Annotated in this window: 10 protein-coding genes; 8 read left to right on the top strand and 2 right to left on the bottom strand. The window is 47.4% G+C overall.

Annotated elements, in window-relative coordinates; genetic code table 11:
• Window positions 1–49: 49 nt before the first annotated feature.
• Window positions 50–2,872 (bottom strand): S8 family serine peptidase, encoded by a 2,823-nt coding sequence (locus tag JT719_RS17730; RefSeq protein ID WP_207434959.1) that lies wholly within the window; start codon window positions 2,870–2,872, stop codon window positions 50–52.
• Between the two features lie 658 nt (window positions 2,873–3,530).
• On the opposite strand from JT719_RS17730, the gene JT719_RS17725 reads away from it, so the two are divergent.
• Both JT719_RS17725 and JT719_RS17720 read left to right on the top strand, forming a co-directional pair.
• Window positions 3,531–5,363 carry a PAS domain S-box protein gene (locus JT719_RS17725; protein ID WP_207434957.1) on the top strand — a complete coding sequence of 611 codons (1,833 nt, stop codon included), beginning with the start codon at window positions 3,531–3,533 and terminating at the stop codon, window positions 5,361–5,363.
• Window positions 5,356–5,766: a response regulator gene (locus JT719_RS17720; RefSeq protein WP_207434955.1), complete on the top strand. Its 411-nt coding sequence runs from the start codon at window positions 5,356–5,358 to the stop codon at window positions 5,764–5,766. Before JT719_RS17725 ends, JT719_RS17720 begins: the two co-directional genes overlap by 8 nt.
• 168 nt (window positions 5,767–5,934) lie before the next feature.
• On the opposite strand, the gene JT719_RS17715 is transcribed toward JT719_RS17720, so the two are convergent.
• Entirely contained in the window at window positions 5,935–6,231 is a 297-nt protein-coding gene (locus JT719_RS17715; protein WP_207434953.1) for a sll1863 family stress response protein, read from the bottom strand.
• Between the two features lie 140 nt (window positions 6,232–6,371).
• Here JT719_RS17715 and JT719_RS17710 point away from each other — a divergent pair, with 140 nt between their 5' ends.
• The 6 genes from JT719_RS17710 to JT719_RS17685 all read left to right on the top strand — a co-directional run bounded on the left by JT719_RS17710 (window position 6,372) and on the right by JT719_RS17685 (window position 15,684).
• The gene (locus JT719_RS17710) at window positions 6,372–8,195 is read left to right on the top strand and encodes a TrkH family potassium uptake protein (RefSeq protein WP_207434952.1); all 1,824 of its coding nucleotides are present in this window, start codon (window positions 6,372–6,374) and stop codon (window positions 8,193–8,195) included.
• A gap of 10 nt (window positions 8,196–8,205) precedes the next feature.
• Window positions 8,206–8,892, top strand: a complete 687-nt coding sequence (locus JT719_RS17705; RefSeq protein ID WP_207434951.1) for a potassium channel family protein — start codon at window positions 8,206–8,208, stop codon at window positions 8,890–8,892.
• A 173-nt stretch (window positions 8,893–9,065) separates the two neighbouring features.
• Window positions 9,066–10,658 carry an alpha,alpha-trehalase TreF gene (treF, locus tag JT719_RS17700; protein ID WP_207434950.1) on the top strand — a complete coding sequence of 531 codons (1,593 nt, stop codon included), beginning with the start codon at window positions 9,066–9,068 and terminating at the stop codon, window positions 10,656–10,658.
• Window positions 10,659–10,756: 98 nt separating this feature from the next.
• Window positions 10,757–11,953 (top strand): Na+/H+ antiporter NhaA, encoded by a 1,197-nt coding sequence (nhaA, locus tag JT719_RS17695; RefSeq protein WP_207434949.1) that lies wholly within the window; start codon window positions 10,757–10,759, stop codon window positions 11,951–11,953.
• A gap of 184 nt (window positions 11,954–12,137) precedes the next feature.
• Entirely contained in the window at window positions 12,138–12,530 is a 393-nt protein-coding gene (locus JT719_RS17690) for a response regulator (protein WP_207434948.1), read from the top strand.
• A 574-nt stretch (window positions 12,531–13,104) separates the two neighbouring features.
• Complete coding sequence (locus JT719_RS17685) at window positions 13,105–15,684, top strand: PAS domain S-box protein (protein ID WP_207434947.1); 2,580 nt, start codon at window positions 13,105–13,107, stop codon at window positions 15,682–15,684.
• The last annotated feature ends 101 nt before the right edge of the window (window positions 15,685–15,785 follow it).

Raw genomic sequence — 15,785 nt, 5'->3', positions numbered from 1 at the left:
GCTGTTTATATTTGGGTTCTTTTCTGGAAAGTAGGCCCAAAACAGATGGTTACTTTGCGATGGATAGTTTCTGGGTGATTACGCCTTCTTTAGAAGCCAGCCGCAGGTAGTAAATTCCAGATGCCAGGTTGCTGAAGTCAAATTCCAGCCGATCTTTCTTCTGGAACTGGCCAAGTGGCGTCACCAGGCCTCTTGTATCAACCAACTGCACCGTTAACGCAGTTTGCTGCAAAGCAGAAGGTAACGTAACAATTATCCGTCCTTGGGTTGGGTTAGGGTAAAGCACAACTGCCTTTTTATCAATGCCGCCGGGAACCGAGGTTACCGTTCTACCTACTTTCAAACTGTTGTATTTCTGCAAAGCGGCGGTAGCATTCTTCTTTAAATCTGCCAAAGATTCCCCCGCAACCAAGGCAAAAGCAACGGTGTCAGATTCAGTTGGGGCTAACGTCTTTAATGCCGAAGAAATCACAAAGTACACGTCTTTGCCGCCCTCAAACCCCGCGCTGTCCCGCTGAATTCCCCCAGACAGAGCTTGGTACTTCTCTTGAGTTGAAAACCCGTCGGCAAGGTTGATCACCCCAGTGCCCACTGTGTTATCCAAAGCGTAAAATCCGGGCGCACCACCTGACAATAATTGGATACCGGTCATCAGGCTGTGGTCAGAGATGTGCCTTGTGATTCCTAAATTCAAATCACGGTCCCATTCTACCACGTTTTTGGAAGCTGCAATTAGATCCCAGTCTGCAAACATCCCGGCAAAGGCTTTCTCAATCGTCTCCGTAGAACGATTTGTTAGGATATACTCCAGCAAAACAAATTCTTGGTTGGGAGAGTTAGCCCAGGCAAAAACGTTCTGCTGAATCCGCAGGCTCTTGGTCTTGGTTTGGGTAAGCGAGTCCTCCATGATGTTGGATGCATGGAAATCAGCGTAAGGGGAGTTTACTTTCCGCTGGAGGTTGGTAATAGCGTAGAAATCATGGTCGGTGCTGCCCTTCTCATTTCTGATATTATCAGAAACATGGGTAGGAGAGTAGCCAATGAGCAATCCTCCCTCTGCCAGCAATGGATTGCTTCCTTTGAATGTCACTCCCCGGCCTTGGTTGTAGTTCAGTCCGTCATATCCAATGTTGCCGGTGCTCATAATAGAGGCAGCAAGGTTATTGACATCCGTGGTAAGAAAATCAGGATTCAAAACCAGTTTGATGTACTGGTAATCTGTATAAGAACCGCTGGCAAACCCGAACCGCACCGTTACCTGTGTGTTGGCCGGTGTGTTTTCGGCAATTTTGAAGTTGAAAGGAGTGGATTCGTTATTTGTATTGCCGAGGGTTTCCAGGCTGTTTATGGTAAAACTGCCCTGAACAACCTGCAGGTAAGGACTACTGGTTGATACAGTTACTTGCAATCCTGTTATAGGAGATAGGTAGTTCTTAAAGTTGGCAAGGAGTTGTAATACCGCTCCGGGCTCATAACTTGAAGAACCGGTGAAATTCCAGGTAGTTACTCTAACTGATTTGGGAGAGTTTTCTGACAACGCGCGGTATACGTTGAGTCTGCCCTTGCCTAGTTTCTCAAGGTATTTCGTGTTTCCGGCTAAGGTATAGATATCATCCGCAGTGGTTCGTAACCGCTCGGCAATCTGTTGGGCATTGAGGCCTGGGAAGTAGCTTCTAAGCAAGGCCGCCGCACCGGCTACCATGGGAGAGGAGTAGGAAGAACCAGAACCACCGGTTATATATGCATTATCACTGGAATTGTTAGTGGTGTAAACCCCTATTCCTAATGCCCCCAAATCTACATTGTAGCTGAAAGTATGCGCTGACCCTTTTACATCATTTTTATCCAGGGCAGCCACAGATAGTACATTGTCATAAGAAGCCGGGTAAAAATCAAGCTCATCATTGGTATTGCCGGCAGCGGCAACAATAACAACATCTTTATTTATCACGGCATAGTTTATAACATCCTGCTCAAAAGCAGAGTAGAAACTGGCCGCACCCCAGGATAGATTGATGACTTTGCAGCCATGATCAGCAGCATACACAATTGCCTCATATCCTTTAAAGGATCCAGTGGAGGAAGATGAAAAAATTTTGATGGGTAAAAATTTACACTTGTATCCTATGCCGGCAATACCCAGCTCGTTATTAGCCTGCGCGGATACAATGCCCGTTACCAAAGTACCATGTCCGTTGGCATCAGCAGTGGGGTCATTATCACCATCTGCCATGTCCCATCCTCTGTAATTGTCTATGAATCCATCTCCATCGTTGTCTGCTCCATCTATTGGGTCATTGTAATTGTACTTGAGGTTATTTTTTAGATCCTCGTGGGTAAGCCTTACGCCCGTATCTAAAATCCCAATGACAACGCTGGTATCTCCCTGGGTGAGGTCCCAGGCTTTGTAAGCACTGATTTGCTTTAGGTAGGTTTGGGAGCCCGAAACAGAATCTGCTTTCGGGTCATTGGGCATTTGCAATGGTTCGTATAGATAGAGGGGCTCCACGTACTCAACCAAGCCCGTATTAAGTAACTCCTTTTTAACCTGCTCAAATGTTTGCCCAGGGGTGTACCGCAATTCATAGATGAGGGAAAGATCAACCGCATTCTTCAGGGAGGTTCTGGCGGATGAAGTAGGTGCAGCATTCGGGAATTTCTGAATGGCCTTTTTGGTTGCTACGCGTTGCACCACTTGCTGTAAAGTAGAGGTAGCAGAAGATCGGTTTGCGTTACCAGAGGCAGTTGCCTTCAATTTGTAAACCAAAGTATTAGGTTCTGTTTTGGGCACATTCTGGGCAACAGCACTGGTGGCCCAACAGATCAGTAGTATTGGGAGCAGGAGCAGGGAGCGGTAGTGACTATATTTCATTGATGGGAAAGTAAATATTTTATCAAAGGCAAACAGGTTTTCTCGTTGAAATAAGGTATTGGCAAGTTCAGCCTATAATGGCAAGAGTTGGATTTTTCTTCCCTGCGGCTTTAATCTGGTTTAGTATATCGTAATATCCTGCACAAGGTTGTATATAAGATATATTATATCAAAATACAGTTTTCACCCTGATTATATGAGGTGAGCACCATCTTACAATCTCATTAGGATCGGTATTCAGTAAACTTTGCCTTCAAGATAAATTAGTCCTTCAAGGGGATATGGTACTCAATTCAAAGACTTATTGGTTAAGGTTGTGGCTATCACGTATCTACCTCTTTGGCAGGATGAATAGAGTGAGTTTATCCAGAGTCTTGTAATAAATAAATAGTATAAACCCTTTATGTTAGAAACGCCAAATATGGTGAACATAACGGTAAAGGTATATGACTGTTTCTAAAAATTTGCTCTTAATGTTATTTCAGCGTAACTTTCTGAGGATAGGTGCTAGGGAAAGGTAAACTTGTGGCTGGTGGCCTGTTGGTTGTCTTATTTTGTATTTAACTTATAAGAGCTTAGTAAGATAGTCCTGTTGTCTATTGAAAACTGAACTGGAGAATAGAATTTCATGATTGGTGGTTCTACGGATGAGAGAATCTTGCTTCACCACATAGACGATTACCGTTTACTCTTTGATCACAATCCGCTTCCCATGTGGGTTTTTGATACCGAGAGCCTGCGGTTCCTGATGGTGAACTCATCTGCCCTTAAATTGTATGGTTACTCAAGAGAAGAGTTCCTGCAGATGACAATCAAAGACATCAGGCCGGGTAGCGAGCTCCCGGGTTTGTTGCGCATGACTTCCAGTATGCGGGATGACCTTAACTACGCCGGAGAATGGATGCATCTGAAAAAAGACAAAACGCCCATCTACGTAGAGATTGTCTCGCATCTTTTACCTTCAAGTGAGGAAAGCGATAGACGCTTGGTGGTGGTGCATGACATTACTGCCCGCAAGTTAGCTGAGCAGCAATTAGCTGAGGTTGAGCGATACGCCCAATCCATTTTGAACAACATTGTGGAGGTCGTTTTCTCGTTCAATGAGAAAATGGAGGTAATATACATGAGTCCGCAATGTGAGGCCATTGTGGGCTTTAAACCGAAAGACTTTTACCAGGACAAGTATCTTTGGTTCAACTTGGTGCATCCAGAGGATAGAGCCTATTTTGAGAAAACCCTGCCTAAAATCAAAGTCTCCAGCGAACAGTTTCAGATTGAATACAGAATAAAGACCTCAGCAGGTGAAGAGAAATGGCTTATCACGCGGTGCACGGCGCAATTAGATAGTCTTGGCAAGATGGTGCGCATTGACGGAAGCGCCAATGACATCACACAGCGGAAAAAAGTGGAGGAAAAGCTACGGTTTGCCAACTTCTCCATTGAACGGGCCTCGGAAGCTTTTCTCTGGACCCGACCCGATGGCCGCATCATTCGGGTAAATAGGGCGGCCTGCTCCATGTTGGGCTACTCAGAGAAAGAACTCCTCCAACTGAAACTGGCTGACTTGGTGCAGGGGTATGCAGAAGACGCGTGGCAAAGCCATTGGGGCCAACTAGAAGCCCTCAAGAGCCTGGAGTTTGAAACTTCTGTGCTGACTAAGAAGGGGCAGGTTCAGCCGGTAGAGTTACACCTCAACTACTTCAGGTTTGAGCATCATAGCTATAGTTTTACTTCCATCAGGCAGATAGCAGAGCGTAAGCAGGCCGAGGCGGAAAAGGCAAGGCTGACGGAAGAAATGGCCAAGCAGAATGAGCATTTGCGCCAGTTTGCCTATATCGTTTCCCACAACCTAAAGGCTCCGGTGGCAAATATTCTGGGCTTAACCAGTTTGTATAACCGGCAAGATGCCGCAGATCCTGTCAATGCGCTTCTGATGCCAAAACTGGAGCGTACCATTCACTTGCTAGATTCTACCATCAATGATTTGAATGATATCCTGACCGTTAAGAGCAAGGCTGCTTTGGAATTAGAGAGTGTCAATCTGGAGCAGGTATTTTCTGATGTGAAGGAAAGTGTGGTTGGTCAGCTGAGAAAGCATTCGGTGAAGATTGCTGCTGATTTTACCTCCGGGGCCACCGTTTTAGGAGTGAAAGGCTATATTCATAGTATTTTTTTGAACCTGATGACCAACGCCATCAAGTACCAATCGCCTGGGCGTAATTTGGAAATTCATATTAATACAGTATTTTCAAACGGCTTTTTGTGTTTTCAGATCCAGGACAACGGATTAGGCATTGATCTTAGAAAGCAAGGATCCAAGATATTTGGCCTTTACCGCAGATTCCACCCTCAAATTGAAGGAAAGGGATTGGGGCTGTACATGATCAAAACCCAAGCAGAAACCATGGGCGGTTGGGTTGATGTAGAAAGCGAAGTGGAAAAAGGATCCACATTTAAAGTATTTTTTCAAGTACCACCAAAAAATGACTAAGTACCGGAAAGTATTTTTGATTGATGATGATGAAATACACAACTTTCTGTGTGAAAGTGTGATCAAAACTCAGGAGTTCGCGGATAACGTGAACAGTTATCTATGGGCAGAGGAAGCGCTCAACTCCCTGGACAGCATTGTGAAGGAAGCTCCGCAGGAATTTCCGGAGATAATTTTCCTGGACATCAACATGCCCGGGATGGACGGATGGGAGTTCATTGAGGAATATCGTAAACTGCCCAAGGAACTGACAGAGAAGTGCCTGCTTTTTGTGCTTTCCTCTGCGGTGGATAAGAACGATATCACCCATGCCCGCAACTTATCTGAGGTCAATGACTTTTTCTCCAAGCCATTGACCAATGATATTCTGAACATTATTTCAGAGCAGTATCCCCATTCCTGATTATCTGGCATTTTCCTTAGGGAAGTTAAACGTACCTTAAAATCGAAGCCGGAAGCGTTTCGGGGCAGTTTCTATGAAAACTGCCCCGAAACGCTTCCGGCTTTCTAAGTAAAGGATGATGTCCTGGTTTTCTGAGGGTGCTTCCGGGGTGTATTCGGTTTCCTTCAATCAGAAGATCTTTTTGATTCCATCGGTCAGGTCATCCAGGCCTTTTTTGATCTCGCTCCAGGTGCCTTCTGTATGGCCGGAAGTGTTCTCCAGTTTCTTCGCAATCAGGGCACGTTTGGCTTCCAGGGCGGCTATGTGCTCATGGTAGGTATTGTTGGAGTCTGCGGTGGTGGCATTTGCACGGCCCTGCAAAATTTTTATCTTAGAGTCCAGTTCATCCAGACTTTTGCGTATCTCATTCTCATTCAGGTGCTCAGGAGCTCGCATGTGTTCGGGCTTAAGGTTATACGTATCCATAGTAGTCTGTTTTTATGGTTTCTATCCGCTTTAAAGTACTTTGGTGAGCAGAAAATGTTCCGCCATAGCTGCTTTTGTTTCGTACAAAGGGGCGCTATGACCCAAATTGACCTGATGAGGCTTGCGCTGGGTGCCATAAAATGAATCAACCAAGGAAATCAATCCACATTTCTCCACTGCGGGAAACGTTCAAAAACACCCCTCGGGTAGCTGCTCTGATAGACACCTTTCTGCTTTACCTGAGCAGTCTGGGCCTGGTTGCCTTTATCTATGACATAGGGTTCAACCATCCGCAGGTAGAAACCAGGATTCTGCATTTCTTCTATCATGCCTTCTTCCTGACGGTACTGGGAGCGGTCACCCTCCGGATACTGGTGTTACTGAAGGAAAAGGTAAGAAGGCCCTCGCTCATCTTTGAGGGGCTACTGCTCTCCTTTATGGTGGTGGAGCTGGTTTCCAGATTTCTGTTAAGGAACAACGTCACCAGTGCCAGCACCCTGTTAAGGTTCTTTGACAGTGAGCAGCCCGTTTACCTGATCATTTTATACGTCTTTTTTATAGAAGTCTCTAAAAAGACATTGTTGTTCTATAGAAGCACGGTGCACCCCGCGCTCCTGTTTGTGCTGAGTTTCGTGTTTCTGGTGTTGGTGGGTACCTTGCTGTTGTTGTTGCCTCAGTCTACGTTTCAGGGGATCAGCTTTATTGATGCCCTGTTCACGGCCACAAGCGCCGTTTGCGTTACCGGTTTGGTTACCTTAGACACCGCCACTGTTTTTACGCCTACCGGCAAAGTAATCATCCTGACCCTGATACAGGTAGGCGGGCTTGGCATTATGACCTTCGCCAGTTTCTTCGGGATATTCTTTCAGGGAGGCTCTCTGAGGAGTTCCCTGTTTATGAAAGACTGGATCAATGAAGAAAACCTGGGTCAGATTACCAGCTCGCTTTTTAAAATTGTGAGTTTTACGCTGGGGATAGAGTTATTGGGAGCGTTGCTGGTGTGGGGAACCCTCCAGGAAATACCAGACCAGATTCTGCCTGATAAGTTCAGCTTTGCCTTATTCCATTCCGTGTCGGCGTTCTGTAATGCCGGGTTCTCCACCTTGACATTAGGCCTGTATGACCCCATGGTCAGGTTTAACTATCCGCTGCAATTGATCATTGCTTTCCTGATTATTGTAGGCGGGTTAGGCTTTCCCATAGTTTTCAACTTGTACAAGTACATACGGTACAAGGTCTTGGCTTTAGCTGATAGAATGATTACCTCGCGTAAAATCAAACACACGCCCCGATTGCTGAACGTAAACACCCGTTTGGTGCTCATCACCACTTTGGTCTTGCTGGCTTTGGGCATGGTGCTTTACTATCTGCTGGAGTACAACAACACCCTGGCAGAGCACGGGCAGGTTGGAAAAGTAGTAGGCGCATTCTTTGGCTCGGTGACTCCCAGAACCGCGGGCTTCAATACCGTGAACATGGCGGCGCTCACGGCACCTACCGTGCTGCTGTATTTATTGCTGATGTGGATTGGTGCCTCGCCGGCCTCCGTGGGCGGAGGTATCAAAACCACTACTGTTGCGGTGGCTTTCCTGAATATCTTGAGTCTAGCCCGTGGCAAAAACAGGGTAGAAGTCTTCCGGAGGGAAATAGAGGAGGAATCTGTGTACAAGGCATTTGCAATTATCATGCTTTCCTTGCTAGTGATTGGGTTAGCCGTTTTCCTGATTACCATTTTTGATCCAAAGATGCACCTGGCGGCTGTGGCCTTTGAGTGTTTCTCGGGGTTCAGTACTGTGGGCTTATCGGTGGGCATCACGGGTTTGCTGAGCGTGCCCAGCAAGGTGGTTCTGATTATCACCATGTTTTTAGGGCGGGTAGGCACGCTTACTCTCATTATAGGGCTGTTCCGGAAAGTGTCTACGCTGCGTTACCGCTATCCTAAAGAAACCATTATCATCACGTAATTAATTTTATATGCGATACATTGTCATTGGGTTGGGCTACTTCGGGTCTTCGCTCTCTATTAAGTTAACCGAAATGGGGCATGAGGTCATTGCCGTGGACAAAGACATGCAGAAAGTAGAGAACTACAAAGATAACGTTACCCATACCGTCTGCATGGACGCCAGTGATTTCCAGGCGCTTTCCACGCTGCCCACCGCGGAGACCGATGTGGTGGTAGTGGGGATTGGCGAAGACTTCGGGGCATCGGTAATGGCTACGGCTATTTTCAAGCAATTAGGCGTGAAGCGGTTGATGAGCCGGGCCATTTCGCCACTCCACCAGACGGTACTGGAAGCTATTGGGGTAGACCAGATCATCCGCCCGGAACAGGAAAGCGCCGAGCGGTTGGCCAAAAAGCTGGAGATGCGGGGCGTGATAGATTCCTTTGACCTGACCGAAGATTACAACATCATTGAAGCTACCGTGCCAGACCGCTACATTGGCCAGACCATCGCCGAGGCTAACTTCCGGGCCAAGTACCAGGTAAACGTTTTGACAATCTTGCGGCATAAGGAAACCAGAAACCTGTTTGGCAAAGTGCAGCAGAAACCCGCGGTGTTAGGTGTAGTGAAAGCCGAGACTGTCTTTGAAAAAGGCGACATTCTGGTGGTGTTCGGGAAGATTCAGGACATTGACAAGCTCCTCCATTCTGCCTAGTGAAGCACAAGATAAGGCTGAAATCTCCTATTCGTTTTCAGGCTTGATTTGCTAAAATGGCCTGAAAACAGCTTTAGTCGGAACGCAAAGGTCTTCGGCTGCAGGATGGACCTATGTATCCTTTTGCATTTGCTTCTGCGTAAAGAAAGGGAATTGAATCAATTTCCTTTCTGATGAAGAACGCATATTCCCGCTCAGCTTCTGATCTTATTCCCTACCGCTTTCTGCTTCTCCTGCTTTGCCTCTGGGCTTGCATTGGAAGCACACAAGCGCAGTACAGGCCGCATGAACAGCTAGGCGATTTGTTCAAGCAAGTGCAGATGGCGCCTGTTTTCCCAGATTCCAAGACGTTCCCAGATTGTATTCCTAAATCATCGCCGGAGCAAATCATGCAGGCGTATGCCCGGGAAAAAGGGAAGGCCAGCTTTAACCTGAAGGCGTTTGTGCTGCGGCACTTTCACCTGCCTCCTGAACCTGCCAATGAGTTCAGGTCAGATTCTACGTTGGGGGTTGCAGGGCATATCAACCGTTTATGGCCTGTTCTCACGCGCCAACCCGTGCCTGAGAAGAGTTCTCTTATTCCCTTGCCCAATGCCTATGTGGTACCGGGCGGGCGCTTCCGGGAGATTTACTACTGGGACAGTTACTTCACCATGCTGGGGCTGCAGCAAGCCAACCAAGTGGAGTTAATCCAGAACATGATTGATAACTTCACTTACCTCATCAACACGGTAGGGCATATCCCTAACGGGAACCGCAGCTATTACGTGAGCCGCTCGCAACCGCCTTTCTACGCCCTTATGTTGCGGATTCTGGCCAAGGAGAAAGGGCAGGAGGTGCTCAAGCAATATGCGCCCGCTTTGCGGAAAGAGTATGACTTCTGGATGAGCGGGCAGGAGACCCTCTCAGCCGCGCACCCGGCCCACCGCAGGGTGGTGCGCATGCCCGATGGCAGTTACCTGAACCGGTACTGGGATGATGATCCCTGGCCCCGCCCCGAGGCCTACAAAGAAGACGTAGAGGTGGCCCATGCCTCCGGCCGAAATCCGCAGGAAGTGTACCGTGATCTCAGAGCCGCCGCCGAGTCTGGCTGGGACTTCAGCAGCCGCTGGTTTTCAGACCAGAAATCGCTGGAGACTATCAGGACCACCCAGTTGATTCCCGTAGACCTCAATGCCTTGCTGTACAACGTAGAGGTTACGCTGGCAGACATGGCCCAACTGGAGGGGAGCAAAGAACAGGAACAAAACTTCAGGCAAAAAGCCGAGCAGCGAAAAAAAGCGCTGCTTGCGTATTGCTGGAGCGCCAAAGATCAGTTCTTCTATGACTATGACTTCACGCGCCAGCAAACCACCAACATTCCTACCCTGGCAGCAGTAGCGCCCCTGTTTTTCAGCATGGCTACCAAAGCCCAGGCCAAAGCTGTGGCCCAGAAACTGGAACGTGATTTCCTGAAACAAGGCGGTCTAGTGACTACCCTTACCCATTCTGGCCAGCAGTGGGACGCACCCAACGGATGGGCTCCCTTGCAGTGGATGAGCATCCAGGGGCTGCGCGCCTACAAGCAAAACAAACTAGCCGATGCCGTTGCCGCCAACTGGACCAAGCAGAACGTGGAGGTTTTCCGGCTCTCGGGCAAGTTAACCGAGAAATACAACGTGGAGAGGCCCGGGGCGGAAGGAGGCGGCGGGGAGTACCCCAATCAGGATGGCTTCGGATGGACCAACGGAGTATTGCTGAGATTACTGATGCAGCCCAAGAAATAGCTTAACGCAGTTATATACCTGTTTAGGGGCTGTTTTCCAGAAAACAGCCCCTAAACGGTCGCTTTAGACCAGCCATTTACCACCATAACCAATTGCCCATGATCCATCGCCTTATCAACCTAAGGGTGTTCAGGTCCTTTTTCAAGTCAGCCTCAGCGGGAGGTTTTCTGCTCATGTTTTTTGTGGCGCTGTCACTGCTGGTGGCAAATTCTCCGCTGGGCGATGATTTAGAGCTGTTTTTAGCAAAAGAGGTCGGATACGCCTCTGCGAGCATCGGGCTGAGATACCCTATTTTGCTGTGGGTAAATGATGGATTGATGGCTGTGTTCTTTTTGCTGGTGGGCTTGGAAATTAAGCGGGAGTTGCTGGAAGGCGAACTGTCTTCCCTGAAGCAAGCGGCACTCCCCATTTTCGGGGCGCTGGGGGGAGTCCTAGCGCCGGCTCTTATCTTCTATGGCATCAATGCCGGAGAGCCTACCGCCAGCGGTTGGGGTATTCCCATGGCCACTGACATCGCCTTTGCCATTGGCATACTTTCCATTTTAGGCAACCGCTTACCCCTGGGCCTGAAGATTTTCCTGACTGCTTTGGCCATTGTGGATGACCTGATGGCCATTCTGGTGATTGCTGTTTTCTACTCCACCGAGCTGCATCTGGATTATCTGCTCTACGCCGGCGGAATCATGGTGCTTCTGATTGCCCTGAATCGGTTTGGGGTCACTTCGTTGCTGTTTTACCTCGTTCCCGGTTTGGTGATGTGGTACTGCATTCACCATTCGGGCGTGCATGCCACCCTGGCCGGGGTACTGACTGCGTTCACCATCCCCACAAATCAAACTTCAAAGGAGTCGCCGCTGGAGAAACTGGAGCATGCCCTGGTGAACCCGGTTAACTTTGTGATCATGCCCATCTTCGCTTTTGTGAACACCAACATCAGGTTTGAGGCAGGAATGGTGGAAGGGCTGGTGAGTCCGTTGGGTTTGGGTATTCTTTTGGGGCTTTTCCTGGGCAAGCCCCTTGGTATTCTGCTTTTTTCCTGGGTGTCGGTACGGTTTCGGCTGAGCAGTTTGCCTGCGCACGTGTCATGGGGTCAGATGGCTGGGGTAGGGATGTTGGCCGGGATTGGCTTTACCATGTCTATCTTCATCGCCTTGCTTTCTTTTCAGGAGGAAGCCTACCAGACTAACGCCAAATTTGCCATTTTAATGGCCTCGCTCCTGAGTGGGATGGCAGGGTACCTGGTGTTGAGCAGATATGCCCGGAAACGGAGTAAACCAGCAAGTAGTAGGTTCTGAGGAAAATGATGCGGGTAGGTGGTTGTATTTGCTTTTTATTGATAATGAGAATGTTATAGTGGAAAAATCTTAATATTTTTACCTCTCAAACAATTTCTTAGATAAGAAATACGTATTTATTCATTGGTTTGCATTTATTTTACCATCACAAACCGAATACCCCCACCCTGAAATTGGATTACCTGTGAAGAAAATTAAATCGATTCTACTGATAGAGGATGATGAGATCACAAACTTTCTCAATCAGACTGTTATCGAAGAAACCGGGATAGCAGAACACATCTCCGTTGCCCTCAACGGCTTGGAAGGTTTGGCGTATCTTCAGAAACTTACCTCCGCCGAGGATTACCCTGAACTGATCCTGCTGGATATCAACATGCCCGTTCTGGACGGTTTCTCTTTTCTGGAAGAATATAAAAAGCTCCCGTTGTCTAAAGAAGCCTCTACCAAGATTGTGGTGTTGTCTACGTCTTCCAATTCTTCAGACATGAACCAGATGCGGTCTCTGGGCATCACTACCAGCCTGATCAAGCCCCTGAATGAATTTGACTTCAAAAAGGTGGTAGCCGAACTGTAGCCACTTTCACAAACTCGTTTCACCAGCCCGCTCAGATGTAAATCCTACAGGAGCGGGTTTTTTATGCCTTCTTTCTTCATAGTCATCTTGCTGCGCTCTTTTCATCTCATCTGTTTTAAGCCTGTTTTTCTGTTTTCGCCCTGAAAACAAGTTGATGTTCTTTTAACCCTTGAGCTATGGAATGCCAGAGTGTAGGTTATAGTAGCTCCTTCTCTTTGATAAATTATAAATCCACCCAATATTTAATAAGTTTCAATGCGTTTTTAAATTATTTAAAGATGTATATCGTTTGGTGATGTTGAGTACTTGTCATCTGGGTGAGAATAGTTATAGTTTAGTATGATTTGGTCTTGATGATGTCCTGCAGAAGATTTTAATAGATGTCCTATTATGGAGAGTGAAGTTGTTTTCTTAGTCTCTATTTCAGGTGATTAAAAGATGATTGTTGTCACTTTTTACCTAAAAAGAATTAAATACTTGAATAATTTGAATGAGTTTTTGCCTTGTGGTAATAATACTATTTATTAATTTTTTTAAAGTAGTAACTTGCAGTATAAAATTGTTGAGATAATACGTGGAATCTAAGGAGGTTGAGTTAGATTGGGATAAACGGATTGTAGAGAAGGTGATGGAAAAAGCACCGGATCTGCTTTGTGCGTTGGATGTAACAGGTAAGATTATTTATATCAATGATGTCTGCGAGCAAATACTAGGGTACAGAAGCGAACAGCTTTTGGGGCAGGACTTCATTGACTTAGTTTCACCCAAAGACAGAGCCCAAACCAAAGAGGCGTTTCGGGAGGTATTTGGCGGTTTTCCATGTAAGAACTTCATAAACCACTACACTCACCTGAGTGGGCAGGAGATAGCTATTTCCTGGTCTGCGGTCTGGTCTGCAGATGAAAACATCATGTATGGCATTGGCAGAGATGCCTCTGACCACCTGGCAGCCAATCAAAAGCTGCAAGAGAAGGATGAATGGCATAAAGTGCTGGTGCAGCACGGCTCTGATATGATGGGGCTGCTCAACGAAGCAGGGGAATACATCTATTTAGGGGAAACTGTGCAGAAAGCGCTGGGCTATACTGTAGAAGAACTGAAAGGCCGCAATGTATTTGAATTCATTCATCCTGACGATTCCAAAATGGCCGAAGAGTTCTGGAATGTTCTGCAGCACAGTGACGTAGTGCAGGTGCCAGATGTCAGGTTCAGGAATAAGAAGGGAGAGTGGAGATGGATTGATGCCATTGTAAGCAACCAGCTCAGAAACCCGGCCATCAGGGCATTTGTGATAAGTTCCCGGGATATCACAGACCGTAAACTTGCCACCTTACAGGTTGAAGAAAGCGAACGGCGGTTCAGGTCCTTGTTCGATAACAACCCCGACCTGGTACTTTATGAAAAACAGGATGGAACCATACTGGATGCCAACCCGGGTTTCCTGTCTCTGGTCAATTTGCCTAAAGAAGAAGTAATCTCAAGAAACCTGCTCGAGTTTCTGCCTGAAGGCTTAGGCGAGCAATGTTTAGATGCCCTTGATAAAGCGTATCAGGGGAACATCGTCAACTTAAACCTGGAGATTCCTGTAGAAGATAACCCAAGTGTGCACCTCAGCATCACCAAGATTCCTGTTCGGGTGAATGAAAAAGTAGTAGGGGTACACTCAGTAGGTAAAAACATAAGTGAGGTAACCAGGGCCAATGCCATCATCCAAAAGCAGGCAGAAACCTTAAGTACCATTTTTGAGAGCATCAAAGATGCTTTCTACATGCTTGATAAAGAGTGGCGGTTCAGGTTAATCAACACAGAATTTGAGCGTATTCTTCAGCTGAGCAGAGAAGAGTGCCTGGGTGGGACTATTTGGGAGTTGTTTCCCGAGCTGGCCACCGGGCCCTTTTATGAGCACTTCACGCAAGCCATGCAGACGGGGCAACCCGTAAACTTTGGCATTTACCTGGATAGGTTTAACAAATGGTTTGATATAAAGGCTTACCCGTCTGAAGAAGGGCTTTCGGTTTATTTTTCTGATTCCACGGCCAAAGTGGAAGCCCAGCGAGAACTGGAAAAACTTTCTCTGGTGGCAAGCAAAATCACCAACGGGGTAATCATCACCGATGCCCAGGGAAGAGTGGAATGGGTGAATGAGGCTTTCAGCCAAATCACGGGTTACACCAAGGAAGAAGTAATTGGGCTGAAACCTAGCAGCATCCTTACCGGGCCGGAGTCTGACCCCGGAAGAATCCTGCAGGTTGAGCAGGATTTGCGCAAAGGTGTGCCATTCAACGTGATTTTCCAGGCCTACGTAAAGGGGCAGGACAGGGTATGGGTATCTGCGGATGTGGCTCCGGTTTTTGATGAGCAGGGCGCCATTGTGCAGCACGTTGCTATTCTGAAAGACATTTCCCAGCGGAAGGATGCCGAAGATAAGCAGTTGCAGATGACCAATGACCTGTATCGGCAGAACCGCGACTTGCAACAGTTTACCTACATAGTCTCCCACAACCTGAGGGCCCCGGTGGCCAATGCCATGGGCTTGTCAGAGTTGCTTACTAAACTGGACAAGAACTCCAAGGAGTATGACACCTCTCTGAGCTACCTGAAAACCAGTATCTTCAAACTAGACACAGTGCTGCGTGACCTGAACCTGATTCTCTCGGTGAGAGACAAGCAGGACGTGATGGACCGTGAAACCGTGGTGCTAAGCGAAGTGTGCGAACAGGTACTGCAGTTCTTCCAGGAATCGCTGGCCAACCATAACGGGAAGGTAAATCTGAACCTGGATGCCAGTATAAAACTGCATGCCAACAGGGCCTACATCTACAGTATTTTCTATAACCTGCTGTCTAACGCCATTAAGTACCGGGCTGAGAGCAGACCCCTGGAGGTGAACATCAGTTGTGAATTCTGCAGCAAGGGAGTAGCCCATCTGGTGTTCTCAGACAACGGCTCGGGGTTTGACATGAGCAAGGCCGGAGGAAACGTCTTCAAGCTCTATAAACGCTTCCACATGAATAAGAAGGGGCGGGGAGTAGGCTTGTTCCTGGTCAAAACCCACGTAGAAAGCATGGGCGGAACCATTGAAATGACCAGTCAGGTAAACAAAGGTACCCAGGTTTCCATCTTCTTGCCGGGAGCGGCTACTTCACCTAAATAAGTAAAAAAACAAAGAGAGGCGTTTTAAGGCTGATTTCTGCAATTCAGCCCTAAAACGCCTCTCTTTGTTTCTGCTTAAGTTAGAAAACCGGCTTCCTGAAT

Source organism: Sabulibacter ruber (genome assembly GCF_017355955.1).
Lineage (GTDB): Bacteria > Bacteroidota > Bacteroidia > Cytophagales > Hymenobacteraceae > Nibribacter > Nibribacter ruber_A.
This window is presented reverse-complemented; position numbering and strand designations above follow the sequence as displayed.